The sequence below is a fragment of the Alteromonas sp. 4NS20-0143 genome, assembly GCF_057542855.1.
Genome location: NZ_BAAJLR010000005.1, coordinates 58,148 through 79,253 on the forward strand (window position 1 = coordinate 58,148; position 21,106 = coordinate 79,253).

Here is a 21,106-nt window from a genome sequence, read left to right on the forward strand (position 1 = left end):
TCTAAACGCGAGGGTTTCCTATCTAACAACATTAGACCATTATCAACTCTCAGAACATTTTAACCCAAAGTCATTCTGCGGTTTTTGAAGCGCAGCAACAAAGGTTTAATGCACTTGTGTGACAACAACGAGATAGGGGCGAACATGAATACACCGACAAATGGGATAGCAGGGCCAAACACAAAGGCTGAGCCGATAATATGCCCGAGAATAAATTCCATTCTGTAAAGCGGTACAAATAGAGCTGAAATTAAAACGCCCAGAGCTAAATACATTGTTACGCTTGGAAAGCCATTTATGAAAGCAATTGATTGAACTGTGCTTACCAGCAGCATGCCAAAGAAACCCAGTATTATTGACGGAGAAAGTGTTTTTGCATCTGACTTAGTTGATATTCTTTTTCGGATTACTGCAGCGGATAGCCACACAAGAAGGGGCAAAATCAGCAGTCCCCACCAATTCGACAATCCGGGAAGATCAGCGCGCATGAAAAGGTGATGGGTAACTACTCCGCCGTTAAAGTATTCCCACGTTAAGTGACATACTTCGAAAAGTATTACTGCTAGTAACAGGCCATTTGTTATTTTATTGAATTGCTTCTCTTTCATTTCATTTTACCCTCAATCGGTCAGAATATTAGGTATGGGGTGCAATCACCGCGCCATAAACAAAAGATAATAAAATCAATTAATTACAATTAACTCTTGCTTTGAATTTAGTATGTTTACTTAGATATTAACGTTATATGCCAATTTGTCGCATTAAATACTACCTTTCGCACAACATAATCAAAACCTGATCAGACTCAATAGCGAAGTTTGATATTTCCTATACACGCTTGAGTATCTTTTCACAATAACAGTACTTTACTATGCGTCGTGTACTTTTTTTTCGTTGCAGCGTTGTTATTGTTGAGCGGTTACGCTGATAACACTCTTTTGTTGAAGGGGCCGCAAAAGACAAGTTGCTGCTAGCCACATTGAAAATCTACAGGTCGGCAATACGTACACAGTTACCGGTTAGATGTTTTCTTTAAAACAACTACTTCTTTTCACAAATTAGTATTTGAGACTTCACGAAAATCTCAGTCCCGAACGGCAGCTTTTGGGCTTAACTTTGAATTCGTTCTAGCCTCGCCGACTTATGACTTTTTAAATAAAGTCTCGTTAACATATCGATATTCCCCACATGGATATGACACAGAATATCTTCTGGTGTAATATTGCACCAGCTTATATGTTGGAGAAGTTAAAATGCCACGTCAAAGTATTACACTTTCTGAAAAAAATGATGATTGGTTAAAAAGTCATGTCGGTGCCGCGGGAGAATACGCAAATAAAAGCGAGTTAGTAAATGACATTATCAGAAGAGCAAGGCGAGCTGAGTTTATTAATGAGAAGCTTGCGAAAGCTGAACAGAGCGGCCACGTTGATCAATCGCCAGAAGAAATTTTAGCTGAATTCAAAGCTGACCTAAAACGCTAAATGGCGGCATATAGACTATCGAGAAACGCAAAAGAAGATCTCCGACGTATATATGTTTATGGAGTAGAAGAGTTTGGCGAAGCGCAGGCCGACGAATACTTTTTGGGCTTCTTTGAGACGTTCCAAAAAATAGCGAGTAATCCGCTAGCATATCAATCTGCTGAGCATATTCGTTTGGGTTATCGGCGTTGCGTATATCGTTCAGACACTATCTATTTTCGCTTTATTGATAGTGATATTGAAATTACCGCAATATTGGGTGGGCAAGACACCGATAACTGGCTATGAATAAACACTCCGAATATCGGCTATGACGCTGAAGTTCGCATTCGCGATAAAAATTTGAATTCAGAACTCTTTCTCAAAACAGCGTCAGGCTTGTCGTAGCATCAAGGTTCGCAACACGTACACTAAAGACTGCCAGATGTGATCTTGACGCCTTTTTAATGAAAGAGAAATTTTTGTCCACGTTATTGTTCATGAGTATGCGCCTCTATTGTTAAGATCAAACCGAGTATGATAAGTGCTATTAGAGCAACCTATACAATATACGTAGCTTTAACTATGAATAAAGATGACCTTATTTCTTTTTTTGTATGAGCAAGGTTCATGCTCTACTGGGCCCGCTGAAAGTATTTGTTACAAAAAGACATAAATAACTAATTTATTTAAGGCTACACATTTATAAATGTGAGGAGCCTATAAATATGCTCTTCGGATAGTAAAATTATTAGCCGCTAGACAGGGAAGTGGTATGAGTAAGCAATCAAACGTAGACATTACTTCGCTTATAGAAAATACATTGCGCTTCGCCGTGTATTGGATGTTACAACCTACCTTAATTGCCATTTCACTGTATTTAGCCGACACGAAAGCGTCTATAGATGCTCATAGCCTATTTATCGTCGTTGCATTCTGTCTGCTTACACTATTTGAGAACATTATTCCCGCCAGAAAGGATTGGCGAAAAAGTTTCAGAGAAAACGTCGCGCTGTTTGGTTTTGTATTTGTTGCGGGAGCTGCTTATGCCGCTGTTGAAGCTTTATACGAAGCTTCACTCTTTCAATGGATGACAAGTATCAGCGAAACATGGCAAGTAGACATTTGGCCTTCACACTGGCCTGTAGTCATGCAGGTACTGCTTATCTTTTCTGCATTTGAATTTGTTAACTATTGGTATCATAGGGCGTCTCACCGATGGGGATGGCTTTGGCGACTTTCAGGCCACGGTGCGCATCACGCGTTTAAAAAACTGAGTAGTATGAATTCACTAGCAAATCACCCGATAGAAGCTTTTTTTCTTATACTGCCAAGAGCGATTGTTGGATTTCTCTTAGGTGGAGAGTCGGTGGGTGCAGCTTTTGTTTCTCTCACGGCAGTAACAGCTTTACTTGCACACAGTAATTTAAGACTGAATTCAGTCATAGTTGGCTGGTTTTTTACGATTAACAGCTTCCATATTCATCATCACTCTCAAGTTATCAACGAAAGTAATACTAACTATGGTTGCGTGTGTATAATTTGGGCCCGGTTGTTTGGCACGTTTCACGATGCGGATACCAAAGACACCGAAATTGGCAATGTTCAGCCTAGTTATAAAAACATATTCACCCTGCCATTCAAGCAATAGGAGACTTTTTATAACTGGTGTAGGTCATTAAACCGCATTCAATAACAGACACGCTAAACCATAAAATGAATAGTCGTGTGTAAATCTAGGAAAACTTAGCTCTGCAAATGGCGGTGTATCCGCCATTAATGATTACGCAGAGCATCAATTAACTCGCCTTTACTCATGTTAGAGCGCCCGTCAATGCCAACTTCTTTGGCTTTTTGATAGAGCGCATCTTTAGTGCGATCTTCGTACCTGTTGGCTTTGCCACCATCTTTAGACGGCGTTTGTTCACTATTTGCTTGGGCATTTGCGATACGCGCCGACTTTTCTTTGCTATAGCCTTCGTCGCGAAGGGCTTCATAAGTATCGTCGTTTTTTATTTGGTTACCGTGGTTTTTAGCCATTTTAAACTCCTTTTTAAAAGGTGAATGAAGCTATGATGTTTGTAGTATTTCATACTTGGTATTTGCAAAGTCGGTTTAGGTTTAGATCGCTAACTAGCAATAACGCTGCACCGCAATGTAAAGACTTAACACGCCGCGAGGCCGAGACCTCATGCTAAAGGACGATATGATCTGCTGAGCAATTTAGCTATCTTGCTTTATACTAAAGCTTACCCAAATTATTTGATGCCGTTCGCTTTGGCGTCTACCCTGTGGACAGACAAGGCACGCAACACGATTATATTTGAATATACTTTCGGGTATGATAAATATTAACGCCCTTAAGAATAGAGGGCCATAGCAGCCGCAGAGGTAGTTTAAAACGATATGATTCAAGGATTATCACTGCCCCTATTCGTGACCTCCACCATTTGCTTGTTACTAAGCTTTTTCTTTGTACTGCTTTACCACCGCTTAACTTCTCGCCATGAAGAGTCGGTCAAATACTACTTAATTTTCTCGATTGCGGCATTGGTCAGCGGTATTTTCTTTGGTGCATTTGCGGTCATGCTCAATTCCGGTGATAACCTTACTTATCTTAGTATTTCAAACCGGATTACGGTGGTTGCGGCTATGTTTACCACGGTCTTAAGTCTGCATTTCTATCTGGCGTTCTTTGAGTTTGAAGCCCCAGCGTCTTTAAAATGGTGTTATGGCATTTGCGCCGCTTTCTCAGTAGCCACGGTAATACCGGGTTCGCTATTTCTCGACAATGCCTTTTATGCGACATCCTCTTATTACACAGGCCTCGCGTTCGGGCCACTGTTTGAGCTTTGGGGAGTGTGGATTTTAGTATTGGCGGTGTATTGCATTTTTATACTTTTTAGGGTGTTTTTACGACAGCGCAGAAGGCAACTACAGACACAAGAAAAGGAGCAAAAAGATAGCAATACCAGCACCGTTTTACTATTGCTTCTTGCCAATACAATTTGGATGGTAACTGGTGTGTGCGACATGCTAACAGGTGTTCAAGTTGCTGATTTACCGCCGCTTACATGGATTGGTTCATTTTTAGTGACATCGACCATTGCGTGGGCGCTGGTGTTGCACATCGATGACCTTTATGAAGAACGACGATTACTAAGCGATCGTTTAATGTACGATCATTTGACCCAGGCATTTTCTCGCAGTTACCTAGAAATACGCCTCACCGAAGCCGTAAATTTAATGCTAAGGGGAGAGCTTAAATGGTTATCAGTGTGCGTGTTCGATGTGGACAATTTTAAAACTATTAACGATCAATATGGTCATGCTAGTGGTGATGCGCTACTGACACGAATGACCAGTATTATTAAGGAAAATATTCGACAGTCTGATTGCATTGCGCGGTTGGGAGGTGATGAGTTCGTTATTTTATTTACCGAGACACAAAACGAAAATCACGCTCCTGCTATTGTTGAGCGCATTCGTGCACATGTGGCTAATACACAGTTTGGTGAAGGCGATAATGCCTTCAATGCCTCTTGTTCATTTGGTATTGTCAGCGTTACGCCCGATCAGTTAACGATGAACGACTTGCCCAATCAAATGCTATCAAGCGCAGATGAGGCCTTATACAGCGCCAAACACAAAGGCAAGAACGCCGTTGGTATGGCCACGCTAAGTGACTTGTCTTAGTCAGTTGATAGAGCCCGCTGGGTCCAAAAAGCTGATTCGCGATTAAACCCCTTCCATTCAGATAAAAATTCGTGCACCAAAGGTTAACACGGCCTAATCACACGAGCAGGATTTCCGCCAATGATCACGTTATCACCAAAGGATTTGGTTACCACAGCACCTGATGCAACCACCACATTATTTCCAAGCGTTACACCGGGGTTTATTACAGCCATTCCACCTACCCAGCAATTGTCGCCAAGCGTGATTGGTTTTGCGAATTCAATGCCGGTGGCACGCTGCACTGGGTCTATTGGATGTGTTGCAGTATAAAGACCAACTTGTGGTGCTAGCATGCAGTTATCGCCAATGGTGACCTTGGCGGCGTCTAAAATAACGCAATTGAAATTGGCGTAAAAATTCTCACCCACAACAATGTTTTCACCATAGTCACATTTAAACGTAGACTCGATGTAAAGGCGCTTTCCCGTTTCGGCGAACAGAGTTTTAAGTAACTGTGTGCGCTTTTTATGTTCAGTCTGACATGTGCTATTGAGTATATCTAACTGCTTACGGCAGTCTTTACGACGTGCCGTAAGGTGTTTATCTGAAGGAAAATAAAGATCGCCTGCGAGCATTTTTTCTTGTTCGGTCATGTAAATTTAGCGCCTATCTATTATAAAAGGTTCGGTAAACGATTATTTAGCGTCGGCGTAGCTTACAATAACCTTTCCTTTGATGTCTTGATTTTCAATCTTAAGATCAACCGGTCGCTCTAATATTACAGACCCGTGCAATGTCACGTTAGACCCTATGGTAAGTGTGGGCATGTGGTCATCCTCGTCTATCCACTTGCTGTCGCTGCTTTTATAAACGATGTTGCCGAAAATAACGCTGTCGCCTTCAATATCAATGTCGCCGTTAACAGTAGCTAGGTCTTTTTCGATTGTTACGTCGGTAATATGAATGTCGCCATTTACCGTTTGTATATTTCCGCCTATTTCACCATGAGAATCAAACGATATGTCGCCGTTCACCGTTTCTACATCTTGCGTGACAGTGACATGAGATGCGGCGAAAATATCACCGTTTACCACGTCAACTCTTCTCGCTGTTACGTGACTTTCCATGTCTAAATTACCGTTTACTATGCTGATGTCCTCAGCACTGCCGTGATCATCAATATCCACGTTACCATTGATTGATGAAATATCACCGGCATGCTTACCGCTCTTTATATCAACGTTGCCAAGCATAGTACTCACGTCGTTTCCATCCATAGCACTAGCGTTACCCACATGAATAACACAGCCGCTTAACAAGGTTGTACTAACTACAATCATGGCACCGGCGATAAAAGACTTTTTCATTTTCGTTCCTTTAAGAATCTATAATTTTATATTGAAAGCGAGAAAATTTGTGGCGTAACGCGGTACAAGATTATGTAAGTATTACGTCTTTATTCTCTCACTATTACTTAAATGTTGCGTAGCAGGTATTTAGCCAGTATGCAGACTAGCTAGCTGTTGCTACGTAGTATGTTGTTATCATGTAATGTGCCAAGTCGTAAAAGCGTTAATAAACATGGGCTTATGAAATATCGGGCTGCTGTGTAGTACAATGTTTTCGTAGGTTTGATTATTAAGTCACTGAAAAAGCTAAATTATGATTTTTTTCGCTATTTGTGATGGTGATGTGTGCAGCAGAAGATGTGCGCTTATTCAAGGTTTAAGCACGAAGCTAAACAGAACGTTCAGATAAGGTATGCATAAAGTAAGCGGCCGAGCTGCACTGTGCACCGTTTAAAAAGCGACAAAGTGTAGCTGCCTAGCAAGTAAATATGTTTTAAGCGTACGTTTGCTGATAAAAGGTCTGTAGTTTGCATAGCTTGTAGGTAGAAAGTTGAAGCAGAGGAAAGGATGGTGAGCGTTGAGGCTATTTCAATCAACTGGTCTCCTAAGCGGTCAACGTTTTTTATTTAAAAGGAAATTGCATGCAAGATAAGCAGTATCAGCTACACAGAGCTAAGCGTCAGGCATTGGCATGTTTACTGTTTGCGGCGGGTGTTTTTGTGATCACTATTCTCACTCAAAAATATCAGCCTGATATTGCTCAAACTTGGTGGCTAGGGCTTATCAAAATGGCAAGTGAAGCAGCCTTAGTCGGCGGGCTAGCCGATTGGTTTGCCGTCACTGCGTTGTTCAAACCTATTCCTTCATCTTACCCAATTCCACACACCAATATTGTGGCGAACAATAAAAACGCTATTGCGAATAACCTCTCTGAATTCGTAAAAGAAAAGTTTTTTAATCCTCATGCAATTGAAAAGCTGATAAGCGATAGTAACCCTGCGCAAGGTGCTGGCCGGTGGTTAGAGACTCCACAGAATGCGCAAAAGCTAAGCCGTTTTTTATGTGATGCGCTAAGCGGAATGTTAAGAGTATTAGACGATAAACCGGTTAAAGCCTTTATTGCTAAAACAGTGGAGAAAGGGCTGAAAAATCTCGATTTAAACCAGTTAATCGCTACCTCATTAGGAGCAGTAACGAAAGAGCGCCAACACCAAGTCATGCTCGATAGGCTTCTCGGTAAGTTAGCGGGGTTACTCAGTCAACCAGACACGCAAGAATACATTGCTGATACGCTGGTGATATGGCTTAAGACTGAATACAGCAGACTTGAGAAAATTTTACCTTCTAGTTGGATAAGCGAACAGGGCGCGTTAATCGCGGTAAAGGCTGTATCCTCTATTTTAGAAGATATCTATCAAGATGAAGATCATCCAATCAGGCATGCATTTGACGAGCAGGTCAATGAGTTCTTACACGACCTGCAGCACAGCCCTGATATGGAGCAAAAGGTAAACGGATTTAGGGAAAAGGTTATCAACGACCCTGCGCTAAAGAATTACCTTCACAACTCGTGGCAACGGTTTAACCTGTGGCTGTTAAAATCACTTGAAGAAAACGAGGGTAAAGCAGAGCAAAAGGTTGCAGGGTTATTACAGGATTTAGGGGCTTCTTTGCGAAATGATAGCCAATTATCCCATTCATTCAATCAGCATATCGGTGAGGCTGCAAAATACATGGCGCCTGAGGTAGCAGAGTTTCTTACCCGGCATATTAGAGACACGATCAATAGTTGGGATGAAGAAGACATGGCAGCGCAAGTAGAGTTGAATATAGGGAGAGACCTTCAAAAAGTGCGTATCAATGGCACCATTGTGGGTGGGGGAATTGGCGCAATACTGTTTGGCATAGAGATGCTTATTGGTTTGTGAGTATCTGCAATGATACTGAGTTGGTGAGAGTTGGTGAGAGTTGGTGTGAGTTGGTATAACCCGTGAGTTTGACTAGCCCCGCCGAGACCCATAGCATAAAGACGAATGAATAGTGAAAACGTTAATGCGTTTGCCGCGAGAGAACGGGCGTGTAAACGAACTTGCTCTCTATAAGAGCAAGCGTATTCGTCTTAAATTATTGCTGTTAACGTGTCCTTATTAAATTCGCCCTGTTAAATTTTTCTGCTAAGTGATTCTTACAATGCGGGCATAATTTCAAACTGGATTGGTTTATAGCGAAAGTTATTCGATTCGCCTGCTGAGCACGCCGTTAGGCCAACTATCATGTCCATCTTCGCTTCAAATACAGTGTAGTCACCGGCTTTACTGGTAGGCGGTAGCACCGCTATTTTACCCTCTTTGCTTACATCCACGTTCATAAAGGTGTTAAAAGTAGTACCGATGTGATGCGCGGGAATGTCGAATTCAGCAAATGCTGCCACTAAGTTGCCATGACATCCAGGAACTGGTGTTTCATTGGGATAGAAGTGTTTGAACGTGTCTACACTGCAAGGCGTTAAAAGAAAGTCGTGTTCCTTTACCGTGTCCTCAATAATTTCAAACATCACCTGGCTCTCATTAGAATAAAGCTTACAGCCCGCTTCAAAATGAGTACTTTCATTGTAATCTAGGGAACGGCCCGACGACATGAACTCATTTTTATCGTGAGCATTAAAAGCATATAAATCCGCTACTTGCTCGCCTTCAGGGTCGATGACTTTAAGCCGTTCACCTTTTTTAATGGTAAAGGCCGTACCGCTTCTTGGTTGAATGGTTTGTCGCATTTCTGCTCCTTCAATGTCTTTATTTGAATATGTAGATTCGGTGAAATTAGACTAATTTTGATTCGCATGGAAAGGGCATTGCCAGCGCTCGGGCTGCTGCTTGCCACTGTATTGATAGGCTTCCGATTTTTCACCATGATTTTTCAATAAGGTATTTTTCGAACCACAGAAGGCTTCGTCTTGCTGACGAATATGGTCCCTTAAATCTTCAAACTTGCCTTGCTCGCGCAGTAGATCAAATTGCTCGTGAAGGTTGAAAACGAGTGTCGGACGTTCAAAGCGTCTGCTTTTTCGTTTAGCCCCTGGATGAAGCCCTATGATAAAGAACGCTTTACCGCCTAAACTAAAGCTAAAATTAGGACTATGCGGATTGTCATCTACATGCTTATCCCAGTTGTGCATACAGGTGTCGATATCATGAAGTTGCTGAAGCTTTTGCCACAGTAATTTGTCGAAGGCAACCTCACTCAATACTTCCGGTTGCTCAAAGGTGAATACCAACGATGAGTACATGTCTTTTTCTAGCTCAAAGCGATGAATAAAGTTGTAAATATCCGTTAGTATATCGGTGTCATTTATGTCGCATCGTAAATCATCGTACTGCTTCATTGTGATCTTACCCTTGTTTAACGCAGTTTTAGCGCCTACGCAAGGGTATTCACGTTGGTTTATAAAGGCAGAAATTTTTTGCTCCAAATTTGGTTTTAAAATAGACATAGTCACTCCTTGTTGATTAGTCTTCTTACATCCTACGCAGTTTGCTTAATCAGCGAGGCATCTTGCCCATCCGCCAATACTTGTGTTTCGCCGAGAGTCTTCTCTCCTTTAGGCAGTTGAAGAACGCTTATCCCTGCGGTTTCAAAATCTTTATTGATATATCCGGCATCTGCGAAAGCACGAAGCACATCGCTACATGGATTCATTCCCCACTTAGCGTGATAGCGCTCGGCGTTTCTGACAAAATCAAGAAGGTGATTAATAGGGCAGCGATAATTTGGTCGCTCTGGGGCGAAAGTGTGTAAGTCTACTTGATTTAATGCAAAGCCCAGCGAGCGGCAGTTCGTAAAAAAGTCTTCATCGTTCAATCCGAAGCCCTCGTAACCTTCATCGAATCCACCGGTTCTTTTAAAATCTATATTGCTGATGAAAAATACTGTTGAGCGAGTGCTATCGTCAGTTAACGCGCACCCATCATTTTCTTTTTGTCTTGACGGAATTTCATTATTGTCTTCTTCTGGCAGTTCTTGGCTTTTGATATGGCATAACGTGTCGTGGGGAAATATCCATTGTGATTCTGGAACAAATGACACTTTGGTAAATAGCACTGAGCCAGGCCGCCATGCATTGGTAAACGTGTCGATAAAGTGAGTATCTACAATGGCATCAACGTCAACGTAAGCCAGTAGGTTACTTTTCGCTTCCTGCAAGCCTCGGTTGCGCGCTTTAGCAATGGGCAGTGTTTCGTTAGTCACAAATTTGTGGACGATAGAAAACTTCTCACTTTGCGCCAGTGAAAGGGTTGAAGGAGGGCACATCCAAACGATAACAAGTTCATCAGGTAATGGGGTGCACGACTCGAGTTGTTCTATGAGTCTGCAGAGCTTTTCAGTCCGATTTTTTACTATGGTGACAACGCTTACGGGTGAATGCATGTAAATCTCCTAAGTTCCTTTTGGTGAGAGATTGATAACTTAACTTCTATCGTCGTTATCAATCAGCGCTCGACCTGGTTTATCCGTAATAATTACTTGCAGGAAATTAGCAATAATTAGACCTTAGTCTAAGATTTTGAAAAAATGAGAGTTTGTTTCGAAAGATTTTGACTGTCAGGATCCATAAGTGCAAAGAATTCACTCACCGTGAATCAATTTCACAGGGTAAAAAAGAAAGCGTCACTTAGTTGTGAACAAACATAATGATTCTAGTCAACGCTTGCCTAATTGAGAGTGGTTTATACTGAAGTTTACTGCTACATCGCTATGCGAGAGTCCATGATGCAGTTGTGGTTTTTGCTCTGCCATTATCTTTAGATTCGTATAGTAATTCATCGCATTTTTCAATTATGCTTGTGTATTCAGCAGGTTTAGATAGCTCTACAAGGCCAGCGGAGAAACTAGCCGAAAATTTTGAGCGGGTAGATTGCCAACTTGTGATGCTTTCGAGCTGAGCTCTGATATCAGATATCAAAGAGTTAGCGTTTTTTAAATTCATATCATGAAGAACTAACAGGAACTCTTCTCCACCATATCTACACATTCTGTCAGTTTTTCGTATTCGTGTAAGGAGCAGTCTACTGAACGTCTCCAGTACTTCGTCGCCGGTAGAGTGGCCGTAGTTATCGTTAATGTGTTTAAAATTATCTAAATCGATGAGACAAACGCAATGGGATGAACCTGTATTCCCATAAGAGTCTAGCCACCTGAACATGGCTCTCCGATTTAATGCGCCAGTCAACGGATCGATGTCGGCGAGCCGTTTACTGAGTTTTTGTCTACTCCACATCCACAAAATCACGAAAAACATAAAAAGTATTATGAGCCCTGAAATGAGATAGTTACGTTTTTTTGTAATCAATTCAAGACGCTGTTGTTCTACTTGTAGTTTAAAGTTTGATAGAAGCAGGTTATCCATTTCTTTCTGCATTACTTGTGAAATTGAGGTGAGAGAGGAGCCTATGCTTGATCTGAAAATATCACTATCAAAACTTTTACTCTCTTTTTTAGCGTAAGACGCCATTGTTTCATCACCAAGTATTTCATAGGCGATTGCGATTGCACTTGCTGTATCTCTTTCAGCAGTTAAATAGTGCTTGTAAGTAGATTTCGAGATTTTTTTAAGTTGGCTTTCACTATTTTCAACTTCATGTCTATCACCATTTATTGCAGCAATAAACATAGTTGCAATCGAACTTAAAAAACTCTTGATTTTTGTACTAGAGCTATCGTTAATCATTTCATTTAAAAGATTTTTTGCATTAAGCAAATCATCCGTTTTATTTCTCAATATCAATGCGACAGCAGCAGTAAATAAGTATTGGTACCTTAAATGCTGAAATTGAGTTTGTTTTGTAATTTGTTCGTACATACTTATGAAATGGAAAGCATTTTCATGTTCGCCGGCCATGGACAAAAGTAGGGGAAGCTGCATGAAGATGAATTCACCGTTACCATCTTCCATGTAGACTTCAAAAGTTGGTGCTAATTGAAGCGCATATCGACTTCCTTCTTGAAATGTCCCCATCATGTAAAAGTAATACGCTATCTGCGATAAAGTGTCTTCTTTGGTAAATGTACTAAGCGAATTTTCACCATTTATACTTTGCATTTCTGGTAATGAATAAAGGAACTCTACTTGAGCACTGATGTACCCACCATAAGAGGCTAAAAGTTTACCCAAAATGTAAGAAACTTGCGCGACAGCTTCTTTGTTTCCATGAACTAACATTTCAGCTTTTAATTGACGATTGGATTGAATGGGATTTTCGTCGTACATTTGCTGATACGCGGATTTTGTTATGGCATAAGCAACCGCATTGACCTCCAATAGCGACTTCCAATCACCATTAGACGGAATATCGATATCTTCAACTCCCAAACTAATTTGATATTGTTCACTTGCTAGTAAAATAGGTTTAAATACTCGTGCAATCGAGGTGTTATCAGCGAGCAATCCAGAATTTTCAACCTCTTGTAAATATTGCTCCCCCTTTGTTTCCCCTCTCAGCAATGCCATAAAAAGATTGGTATAAGTTTCTACTTTTTCGTGCAGTGGCAGCTGGGCCGAATATGTTTGGTCTGAGATACAAAAGAGGCTAATGACTGCTAACAGCTGAATCTTTCTAAAAAAATACTTCTTCATATTTGAATTGCAACGAACTATTGGTGCTTAAGACAGGGCTATTGTACCTGCAATTACTAAATCTTGTCTTTAAGGATTCTGCCGTCAGCATTCGGAGCTATTTCAAACAGCTGAAAGACCTGACCTGTTCGGTCAAGATCTTAAAATTACTTTACAAAAAACGGTATATTCGCGTGAGCGGCGTTACCGGTTCCATCATACACATAGGCGTATAGCCGATAGGCCCCCGGTGTTTTCGGTGCTTCAAATTCAATTTTTTGAGCAGAAGTATCTTTAATCAATCCATCCACAATCTCAGGAACTTCCTCTTTATCACCACCTACTTGTGTTGCTGTCGATTCCTTTCTTATTTCCCACTTGAAGGTTAGTGGGTCTTTATCAGGGTCTACCGCATTGAGAGTTGCTTCATACTTATCACCCATAAAAAGGTACACGTTATCAAAGGCTACCTTGCCATCTAAGCCAATAGGGCTAACCCGGGGTGTTCGATTTTCTGGCCACCTGCCTGTCCATATATATTGCATTACATCAACAGCTTCTGTGCGCTCGCCAGAGTCTAAAAACATGCCGTACCAGGTGCTGGTGCGTTCTTGTTTTTGACCCCATAAAAACACATAGTTGCCGATAACTTGCGCCCCGTGGGGCTGAATAGCTTTTAAATAGCTCTTGGCATAGTTACTGGCCTTTTCAGAACTTGTTGTTTCTACAGGGGCTCCCCATTTTGTTTTGTACACTTCCCAGTGGCCTACAGCGCCCCATTCGGTGATCATATAAGGGCCTGTGTAGCCGTAAGACTTGATATACTTGGGTAGGTTTACCACATCGGCATAAAGCTGAAAGCTAATGAAGTCTAATGATGTTGCTCGCTGGGTAATAGCATCCATGGCTTTTTTGTCAAAGCCAGCCATCGTTGTGGTAGTGGGGTGGTGTGGATCTACGCTTTTGATCATTTCTGCGGTTTGGTTTACCGCGTCGTAAACCTTCGGGTTAGTGAAATCGAAGTTCAGTTCGTTACCAATAAACCATGTGAGTAAAGCTGGGTGGTCTTTATATTTCATCACTTCTGCTTTCACCCGCTTTAATTGCGCTGCCACTGCAGATGAGTCATCGTAATCGAAGCCGTGACGCTCCCGCGCAAAATCTATTCCTAAAGACACAGTCATCCCTAACTCATGGGCTTTATCTAAAAGTTCGGAAGCTGAATATGCGCCACCATCAATAGACCAAGTACGAACAGAGTTAGCGCCATGTGCCTTCAAGGTTTTTAAATCAGCGCCGTCTGCACCTGCACCTTTAACCACATAATGTTTACCCGCCCGCGTTAACACATAGCCTCCGTCTGAGGCTTTAGTTACCTCAACGTGAATAGCTTTAGCAAATAGGCAGGGTGAAAATAGTGCTAATACAGCGATTACAAAATGTGTTTTTAAACGATGAAGTATGGTCACTGCATCACTCCTTAAGGGGGCCTCACGGTTTTCAATAATGTGTAAACGCGGCGACACCCTACTGAGAGTGTCGCCGTCCGTAATTAATTTTTAGATAACCCAAGCCTTAATTAGTAAGTGTAGCGCATGCGCACACCAAAGGTTCTAGGGCGCGTGAAGAAGCGTGTGTTATCAAATTGGGTAATAATGGTTGCAGCAGTGCGAACCTCGTCAAACAGGTTGTTAGCGAACGCTTCAAATCTAAGTGCACCATCGCCGTGGGTGTAACCTAAGCCAGCGTCGACTGTCCAATAGGCGTCTACGCTGTCGTCTAAACGGCGGCGCGGGTTGTCAGGGTTTTGATAATCAATGCTGTTAAAAATAGTGAGAAACTGCTCATCCCGCCAACCTGCAGATATCACGTAATCAATGGTGCCAGAACTGAGATCAAACACCTGGCTTAAGCTTGCATTGAGTTGAAAGCGAGGTGTGCGTGGCAGTCGGTTGCCGTCAATAGACTGAAACACTGCTTCATCGGGTGCCACATCTGCTTGAAAGCGAGAGTCTTGAATATCTTGGCTGTCTTCAATTTCTGCCTCAAGCCACAATGCTGTCCAGTTAAGGTTAATATCGTAGGGTAGCTCAAACTTGCCATCAAACTGCATACCATAAATAGCTGAGTCTGCGGCGTTGAAGCTAAACGAAACCACCAATGCACCTGGCGTTGCATCGAGGGGGTCTACGGGGGCGCCTGAATTGAATTCAAGGGCCTGCTCTACGGAGAGTAGGTTAGTAAACACCTGATCGCGATAGTCGTTATAAAACGCTGAAAAATTAAATGTAGTAGGTACGTCGCCCAAATCAAACTCATTTTTTGAGCCAAACTCAAACAAAGTGACGCTTTCTTCTTGATAAGTTGGCGCTAGAGTAAGCCCTGTCGTTGGATCGCTAAACGTATCGTTGAAGCCGCCAGATTTGTGGCCGGTTGCAATTAATCCATACACAAGCTGATCGTTGTTTAAGTCGTGCTCAATACGTAAACGCCAGTCGACAAAGTTGTTATCAATGCGTCCGTTCTGAACGGTAATTGAGTTGTTTGGTGAAATGGGCACAGCAAACGAGTGGGTGCCGTCTTGATTACAAATCAGGTTGTCGGTTACGTCGCTATCTGAGCACGCAGGACGCACGACTGCGCCGCCTGGAGTAATGCCGTTAGCAAAAATATCATCAAGGGTGTCTCGCTCGCCAAACTGAGCAATACCGTCGAAGTAAAAGTTTAAAAATTCAGCATCGGATACCGCGCCGTCACCATCTTGATCAGGCTCATAAATAGAGCGTCCAAATCCTGCAAACGCAAATCCTTCAGTGCCAACGCGAGCTCCCATACAGCAACCAAACGGGTTGCCGGTATTGACATCAAACCCACCCAAAGCAAACGCATAGCGTGCGTTCACACCTTGTCGGGTTTTTGTGTCTTCAGTATAACGAAGACCAATTGTGAGGCGGGTGTCAGCGCTAAACTCGTAGGTGGCGTCGCCATAGACAGAAAATGAATCGGTATCTGTATTAGGTTGATTAAATTCTGCCCCTTGGAAAAAGCCGCCTCTATCGCCAGCCGATGCTAGAAATGTTTTCTGTCTCTCATTAAATAAGAAGATACCCGCGGTATAGGTTAAACGACTGGTGTCATCATCAGATAACAGACGGAGTTCGTGAATAATCGATTCTGAGTCGGTTAAAAATTGAAAGCGTGAAAAGTCATCAATTGCTTGATCCAATGGGTCTAGTGCTTCAAATACGCCAGGGAAATCAGGCGACAGCGGTGTGGCGGCTTGATAGTCGTAAATTAAGTCTCGATAACTGCCGTTGTATTCAAGTAAGGCCTTACCCATATCCCACGTAACTTCAATTTTAAATCCATCGTGGATGGTGTCTTGAATTGGAGTGAAGCCTCTTCCTACAACATCTCGAGGGTCTTCAATATCATCTGGGTCAATTCCTAACCCCAGTGGTAGGGCAAAGTTAGTGCCAGTATACCCAGTTCCTTGTTCCCGGGCGTAATCATAAGAAAGGTAAATACTTAAGTCATCGGTGGGCTCATACAGCGCTTGAAAACGCAGTCCAAGGTTATCTGCTGCCTCGGCAAGCTCAAGGTCTAAGGGGCCGACATCGTTATAATACGAGTCGTGATCCACTTTAGTGCCTGCAATGCGAAAGGCCAAATTATCGGTAGCAGGAATGTTAAGCGCACCTGTTATAGAGCGCTGATTATAATTACCCACCTCCACTTCTGCACTTCCATTCCACTGATTCAAGGCAGGCCGCCAGGGAATGATGTTTACCGAGCCGGCGGTGGCGTTACGACCGCGCAGCGTCCCCTGTGGGCCAACGTTTACTTCCACTCTCGATATGTCAAAAAAGGCAGAACCAATGCCTGAAGGACGAGGAATATAGACACCGTCTAAGTGAGTTGCAGCGGCAGGGTCGCCAAGCTCGGTGTTGTTAGAACTGCCTATACCTCTAATCCACACCTCCACGTTACCTTGATTATTACCAATCTCAAGACCGGGGATAGACTCGGCGATATCAGTAATATCCTGAATGCCTTGGGCTTTCAAATCCTCTCCAGAAAACGCAAAGGCAGTGCCCGCTAAGTCCTGTAAGTCCTGTGTTCTGCGCTCTACAGTGACAATAATTCGCTCTACGTCAGCGTCTTTTTTATCTTGTTCGCTTTCAGCTTCCTGTGCTGCTAACGAGCTGCAGGCCATTAAAGCAACCGCAGCAATCAAAAGCTGTTTGCTGACGAAATGAACCTTTGTTGTGGCAGTATTCATGAACCCTTGCTCCGCGCTCGATACATTTTTATTGAAATATTTCATTGCGTCTCTCCTCACTCAGCTCGGGAAAATTCTACGTTGTCGTAGAAAATGCCGCTGGGGTTGTAGTCGGTGGCTGAGTTTGAGAACCCAAACTGAAGTATTTGACCGTCTAAGCTGTCTTCTAGCGTTGCCTGTACAGTAAAGCGAGCCCATTCACTGTTGCTGACTTCGCTCAAATCCACTCGAATATCAACGGATGAAGCAAATCCATTGTTAGGGTCGAGTACGCGAATGTAGGCGTACGCTGTGGTGGGTGGGGCAATACCACCCTCAAAAGGAGCTTTGGCATCGAACGAAAACGAATACTCGCCGGCATCAGATGCAGAGAATGTACGCTCCTGAAAACTAGCCGCTTCAATTGTGAGGCCGTTGCCATGGTCGGCGTTATTGTAATCGCTGAATACATTCAGATACTGAGTACCTTGGCTCTCAGTGGCTTCGCCTGAGGCATAGCTGGTAAATCCGCCAGCGTTGTTTGGTGATGGGAACGGCCCATAGCTATAGGCAAAATTACCATCCGCCCCAAATACCGCAGCGAAACTTAACCAGTTATCACCAATCTCACCACCGTTTGGGTCGCCACTTTCAAAGTCGCTGGCGTAGTTTATTCCACCAACAGCTAGGTTGAAGTCTATGTTATCAACGACAATTGCCGAGGGAGCAAAGCCAGTAGTGCGGTTTGTAAAACCAAACTCTAGCAACTGTCCAGCCATTGCCTCACCGTCAATATTGAAATCAACACTGAAGGTTTGCCAATCTGAGCTTGATAATGTGGATAAATCGATTTCCACACGCGCTGTAGTAGCAAAGCCATTTGATGGGTCTAAGGTTTGTACGTAAGCAGTCGCAACGGTGGGCTCGGCGATAGCACCTTCACCAGGCGCTCTTGCATCGAAGCTAAACGTGTATACACCGGTATCGTCTGCACTCAACGTGACTTGCTGGAAAGTCGCTGCCTGTATTAGCAGGCCATTACCATGGTCTTGGTTATTGTAGTCGTTAAAAATAACCAACTGTTGCGCACCTTGTCCTGCGCCACCTTGGTCAGTGGTGATATTGGCAAAGCTGTTGCTATTTAACGGTGTTGCGAAGGGTTGGCCGTAATTGTAAACAAACCCGCCGTTAGCATCAAAAACGGTGCCAAAACTTTGCCAGTTTCCACCTAACGCTGCGCCGCTCCCGTCAACGCCCTCAAAGTCTGCAAAGAAACTTAAGGGCAACACCTCTACCTCTTCAATGTCGGTGGTCGGCTCCCAGCGCACGTTATCAATGATAAATGTTGAGGTAGCATTAACATCGGTGGTGGCCAACACTAAACCAGCACTTACATTGGCGGTATTGAGTCCACTATTAATAAGCTGACTCAGTGGAATTTCAATTTCTTGCCATTCGCCATCACCAGGGCGACCTATATCTTGTGGGCCACTTGTGCAGGGGAACACACAGTCTATTTGCATTGTTATGCTGTTGGTGTCACTGCCAAAATCTGAAACAAATATATCGAATACCACCGCACCGCTGTTATAGCCCGAGAGGTTAACGGGCTCGGTAGCGATAAACCAAACGCCGCTCTCTCCGTCACCATTGAAGGTAATCTCTATGACTTGGTCGCGAGCGGCATCATTAGCCGTTATCACTTCCCATTCTATTTTGTTCTCACCATCTGGATTACTACCATCGGTGTAGGTGGCAAACCCTGAGCCACTGTCACCTGCGCCAATGCCAAAGTCCCATAAAGGGTCGACGCTATCAATAAACACGTTTTGAGGTACGGTGGTGATACTCACAATGCCGCATGGCTTCGAGGAAGGCGCACCACAGACTAAATTAATGTTGTCGAACTGAATGCGAGCAGCGCCACCCACGGGTTCAAGCACAATAAGGTTGAGAACCTGTTCAATATCAAGAGGGCCACCACCGAAAGCGCCAATATTACTTTGGATAACGTCGCTCAAGGCAAGGGATACAGACGTCCATTCATCCTGCGGTAAGTCGCTCAGAGGTACCTGTGTAAAGCCAATGTTTGGAAAGCCGCTGTCAACACCTACCTGCAGCAGTGTGGCCTCTGTAGACTCACTGTCTACGAAAAGGTCAAAGGTGAGCTCGCCGCCAAAGAATTCATTATTATCCGCTCTACCCATGCCAAACAACTCAAAGGTATCGCCTTCTGGGTCGTTAATTTGGATATTACCGCCGCCGGAAGTGACAACTTCAATGACGGTACCTCTATCAGCGTCTGCAGCCTCGACTTCGGATACGGTAAGTGCTCCGTTGTTGTCGAAAACGCCTATACCTAGTGGACGCTCGCTGTTACTGTCAGGGAAGAGTACGCCAGGCCCGTTGTCGTATAAACTAAAGCTGTTTATCTCTACGTTTTGCGCAGGCGGGGTACCATCACCGCCTTGAGTGATAACGAACGGGTCAACTTGGTCAATACTATTTTCACACCCTAACCCATCATTTACAGGGGGAAGCGGACACTGATAAACCCGCACATAGTCCACGAGCATTTGCCCTGGAAATACATCAGTGTCGTTGGGGTTTGGTGTGCCTGCCGGATCGCCACCTACAGCAAGGTTAAGAAGAAGATGCTGATTTTCATTGAAGGGAGCATCTTCTTCGCCGGCTAAGAAGCCTTCCATTTGGTTTTTGAAATAGTAATTCCAATACGTATCTCGGCTAACTGTAAAGTAATGCACGCCATCTACAAACCAACGTATACGCTGCGAATCCCATTCTACTGCGTAGTCATGAAAACCGTCGGCGGGGTCGATTTCAAACGTTTTGGTAGCGCTTTCATTTAGCGGGAACCTTTGCCCATAGTGCACTGTACCTGCTACAAAAGGCGTGGCTTGTCCAAAAGACTCCATAATGTCTATTTCACCTTTTGCAGCCCATTCTCCAAAGGGCGAGGGGTCACTTCCCAGTGTCCAAAATGCCGGCCACAGCCCAAGACCTTCAGGCACTTGTATACGAGCTTCAATTCGTCCGTAGGTAAAATCTAAAATTCCTTGAGTGCGAAGCCTGCCGGAGGTAAATGCAAAATTAGCGTCTGGAGAATCGCCTACGCGAGCCTCTATAACTAGTACACCGTCTTCAACAGTAATGTTGTCTGCGGTGTAGTATTGTTGCTCGTTATTACCCCAACCTGGTGGTAATCCTTCAGACGTCCCGTCTCCCAATTGAACTTCCCATTTATTCGTGTCTAGGGCATTGCCGTCAAACTCGTCTGCCCAAATTAATTCGTAATTGGCTGATGTTGGGGGAGGGGGATTCTCTAACGTACCTCCGATGGCCTCATCGTCGTTTTGACATCCGCCTAGTATCAATGTGCTGCCTGCAATTAATGCAAGGCCAAACCAAGTGTTGTTAGTGCTCATGCGGCATTACTCTCAAAGTGCGTAGTGTGTTTTCTATCTCGTTTTTTAGTGCAAATGTCACTGTGAGAGTCCAAATAGAAACTTGCACAGTGAAACTGCGCTACCCTTCACGGCGAATTCCAACGAAAGGTAGAGAAAACAACGACTAAGCACTCTGATTACGAGTAGATACTCATCGAGCACACAGGCTTGATTAGACGGCAGCGAATACCTATGCAAGAACTTCATTCTAAGTATTAGGGCGCTGGGTACACCTAGCACGCGCAAACATTCAATAATCAATAAGAAGCGTTGGTATA

Annotated in this window: 16 protein-coding genes; 5 read left to right on the forward strand and 11 right to left on the reverse strand. The window is 43.5% G+C overall.

Annotated elements, in window-relative coordinates:
- Positions 1-59: 59 nt before the first annotated feature.
- Positions 60-608 carry a hypothetical protein gene (locus AC27HD_RS11885; protein WP_487106077.1) on the reverse strand — a complete coding sequence of 183 codons (549 nt, stop codon included), beginning with the start codon at positions 606-608 and terminating at the stop codon, positions 60-62.
- Between the two features lie 645 nt (positions 609-1,253).
- On the opposite strand from AC27HD_RS11885, the gene AC27HD_RS11890 reads away from it, so the two are divergent.
- The 3 genes from AC27HD_RS11890 (at position 1,254) to AC27HD_RS11900 (ending at position 3,114) form a co-directional block, all read left to right on the forward strand.
- The gene (locus tag AC27HD_RS11890) at positions 1,254-1,484 is read left to right on the forward strand and encodes a ribbon-helix-helix domain-containing protein (RefSeq protein WP_032096979.1); all 231 of its coding nucleotides are present in this window, start codon (positions 1,254-1,256) and stop codon (positions 1,482-1,484) included.
- A complete protein-coding gene (locus AC27HD_RS11895; RefSeq protein ID WP_032096980.1) occupies positions 1,485-1,772 on the forward strand; it encodes a type II toxin-antitoxin system RelE/ParE family toxin in 288 nt (95 codons plus the stop codon).
- Positions 1,773-2,238: 466 nt separating this feature from the next.
- Entirely contained in the window at positions 2,239-3,114 is an 876-nt protein-coding gene (locus tag AC27HD_RS11900) for a sterol desaturase family protein (protein ID WP_487106080.1), read from the forward strand.
- A gap of 125 nt (positions 3,115-3,239) precedes the next feature.
- Here AC27HD_RS11900 and AC27HD_RS11905 read toward each other — a convergent pair whose 3' ends face one another.
- On the reverse strand, positions 3,240-3,503 hold the full coding sequence (locus AC27HD_RS11905; protein WP_487106082.1) for a DUF7218 family protein: 264 nt from the start codon (positions 3,501-3,503) through the stop codon (positions 3,240-3,242).
- A 366-nt stretch (positions 3,504-3,869) separates the two neighbouring features.
- Here AC27HD_RS11905 and AC27HD_RS11910 point away from each other — a divergent pair, with 366 nt between their 5' ends.
- Positions 3,870-5,159, forward strand: coding sequence for a GGDEF domain-containing protein (locus AC27HD_RS11910; RefSeq protein WP_487106083.1), 1,290 nt, complete (start codon positions 3,870-3,872; stop codon positions 5,157-5,159).
- Between the two features lie 83 nt (positions 5,160-5,242).
- On the opposite strand, the gene AC27HD_RS11915 is transcribed toward AC27HD_RS11910, so the two are convergent.
- Both AC27HD_RS11915 and AC27HD_RS11920 read right to left on the reverse strand, forming a co-directional pair.
- On the reverse strand, positions 5,243-5,794 hold the full coding sequence (locus AC27HD_RS11915) for a sugar O-acetyltransferase (protein ID WP_487106085.1): 552 nt from the start codon (positions 5,792-5,794) through the stop codon (positions 5,243-5,245).
- Between the two features lie 42 nt (positions 5,795-5,836).
- Positions 5,837-6,508 carry a DUF4097 family beta strand repeat-containing protein gene (locus AC27HD_RS11920; protein ID WP_487106087.1) on the reverse strand — a complete coding sequence of 224 codons (672 nt, stop codon included), beginning with the start codon at positions 6,506-6,508 and terminating at the stop codon, positions 5,837-5,839.
- 623 nt (positions 6,509-7,131) lie between these two features.
- Between AC27HD_RS11920 and AC27HD_RS11925 the strand changes: the two genes are divergently transcribed.
- A complete protein-coding gene (locus AC27HD_RS11925) occupies positions 7,132-8,418 on the forward strand; it encodes a DUF445 domain-containing protein (RefSeq protein ID WP_487106089.1) in 1,287 nt (428 codons plus the stop codon).
- Positions 8,419-8,675: 257 nt separating this feature from the next.
- Here the strand turns inward: AC27HD_RS11925 and AC27HD_RS11930 are convergent, their stop codons facing one another.
- From AC27HD_RS11930 to AC27HD_RS11960, 7 genes are all read right to left on the reverse strand, one after another.
- Positions 8,676-9,263: a DUF1989 domain-containing protein gene (locus tag AC27HD_RS11930; protein WP_032096988.1), complete on the reverse strand. Its 588-nt coding sequence runs from the start codon at positions 9,261-9,263 to the stop codon at positions 8,676-8,678.
- 51 nt (positions 9,264-9,314) lie between these two features.
- Positions 9,315-9,980 (reverse strand): guanitoxin biosynthesis heme-dependent pre-guanitoxin N-hydroxylase GntA, encoded by a 666-nt coding sequence (gene gntA, locus AC27HD_RS11935; protein WP_487106091.1) that lies wholly within the window; start codon positions 9,978-9,980, stop codon positions 9,315-9,317.
- Between the two features lie 32 nt (positions 9,981-10,012).
- Positions 10,013-10,915 (reverse strand): glycosyltransferase family 2 protein, encoded by a 903-nt coding sequence (locus tag AC27HD_RS11940; protein WP_487106093.1) that lies wholly within the window; start codon positions 10,913-10,915, stop codon positions 10,013-10,015.
- A gap of 325 nt (positions 10,916-11,240) precedes the next feature.
- Entirely contained in the window at positions 11,241-13,121 is a 1,881-nt protein-coding gene (locus tag AC27HD_RS11945; RefSeq protein WP_487106095.1) for a GGDEF domain-containing protein, read from the reverse strand.
- 146 nt (positions 13,122-13,267) lie between these two features.
- Positions 13,268-14,569 (reverse strand): glycoside hydrolase family 2 TIM barrel-domain containing protein, encoded by a 1,302-nt coding sequence (locus AC27HD_RS11950; protein ID WP_487106097.1) that lies wholly within the window; start codon positions 14,567-14,569, stop codon positions 13,268-13,270.
- Between the two features lie 110 nt (positions 14,570-14,679).
- Positions 14,680-17,427 (reverse strand): TonB-dependent receptor, encoded by a 2,748-nt coding sequence (locus AC27HD_RS11955; protein WP_487106099.1) that lies wholly within the window; start codon positions 17,425-17,427, stop codon positions 14,680-14,682.
- 11 nt (positions 17,428-17,438) lie between these two features.
- On the reverse strand, positions 17,439-20,807 hold the full coding sequence (locus AC27HD_RS11960; RefSeq protein ID WP_487106101.1) for a family 16 glycosylhydrolase: 3,369 nt from the start codon (positions 20,805-20,807) through the stop codon (positions 17,439-17,441).
- Positions 20,808-21,106: the final 299 nt, after the last annotated feature.

Bases quoted from the DNA above. Each gene is read 5' to 3' on its own strand.
- AC27HD_RS11960 (WP_487106101.1), bottom strand. From the start codon at position 20,807: ATGAGCACTAACAACACTTGGTTTGGCCTTGCATTAATTGCAGGCAGC.
- AC27HD_RS11895 (WP_032096980.1), top strand. From the start codon at position 1,485: ATGGCGGCATATAGACTATCGAGAAACGCAAAAGAAGATCTCCGACGT.
- AC27HD_RS11915 (WP_487106085.1), bottom strand. From the start codon at position 5,794: ATGACCGAACAAGAAAAAATGCTCGCAGGCGATCTTTATTTTCCTTCA.
- AC27HD_RS11900 (WP_487106080.1), top strand. From the start codon at position 2,239: ATGAGTAAGCAATCAAACGTAGACATTACTTCGCTTATAGAAAATACA.
- AC27HD_RS11925 (WP_487106089.1), top strand. From the start codon at position 7,132: ATGCAAGATAAGCAGTATCAGCTACACAGAGCTAAGCGTCAGGCATTG.
- AC27HD_RS11910 (WP_487106083.1), top strand. From the start codon at position 3,870: ATGATTCAAGGATTATCACTGCCCCTATTCGTGACCTCCACCATTTGC.
- AC27HD_RS11920 (WP_487106087.1), bottom strand. From the start codon at position 6,508: ATGAAAAAGTCTTTTATCGCCGGTGCCATGATTGTAGTTAGTACAACC.
- AC27HD_RS11945 (WP_487106095.1), bottom strand. From the start codon at position 13,121: ATGAAGAAGTATTTTTTTAGAAAGATTCAGCTGTTAGCAGTCATTAGC.
- AC27HD_RS11890 (WP_032096979.1), top strand. From the start codon at position 1,254: ATGCCACGTCAAAGTATTACACTTTCTGAAAAAAATGATGATTGGTTA.
- AC27HD_RS11940 (WP_487106093.1), bottom strand. From the start codon at position 10,915: ATGCATTCACCCGTAAGCGTTGTCACCATAGTAAAAAATCGGACTGAA.
- AC27HD_RS11905 (WP_487106082.1), bottom strand. From the start codon at position 3,503: ATGGCTAAAAACCACGGTAACCAAATAAAAAACGACGATACTTATGAA.
- AC27HD_RS11930 (WP_032096988.1), bottom strand. From the start codon at position 9,263: ATGCGACAAACCATTCAACCAAGAAGCGGTACGGCCTTTACCATTAAA.
- AC27HD_RS11885 (WP_487106077.1), bottom strand. From the start codon at position 608: ATGAAAGAGAAGCAATTCAATAAAATAACAAATGGCCTGTTACTAGCA.
- AC27HD_RS11955 (WP_487106099.1), bottom strand. From the start codon at position 17,427: ATGAAATATTTCAATAAAAATGTATCGAGCGCGGAGCAAGGGTTCATG.
- gntA (WP_487106091.1), bottom strand. From the start codon at position 9,980: ATGTCTATTTTAAAACCAAATTTGGAGCAAAAAATTTCTGCCTTTATA.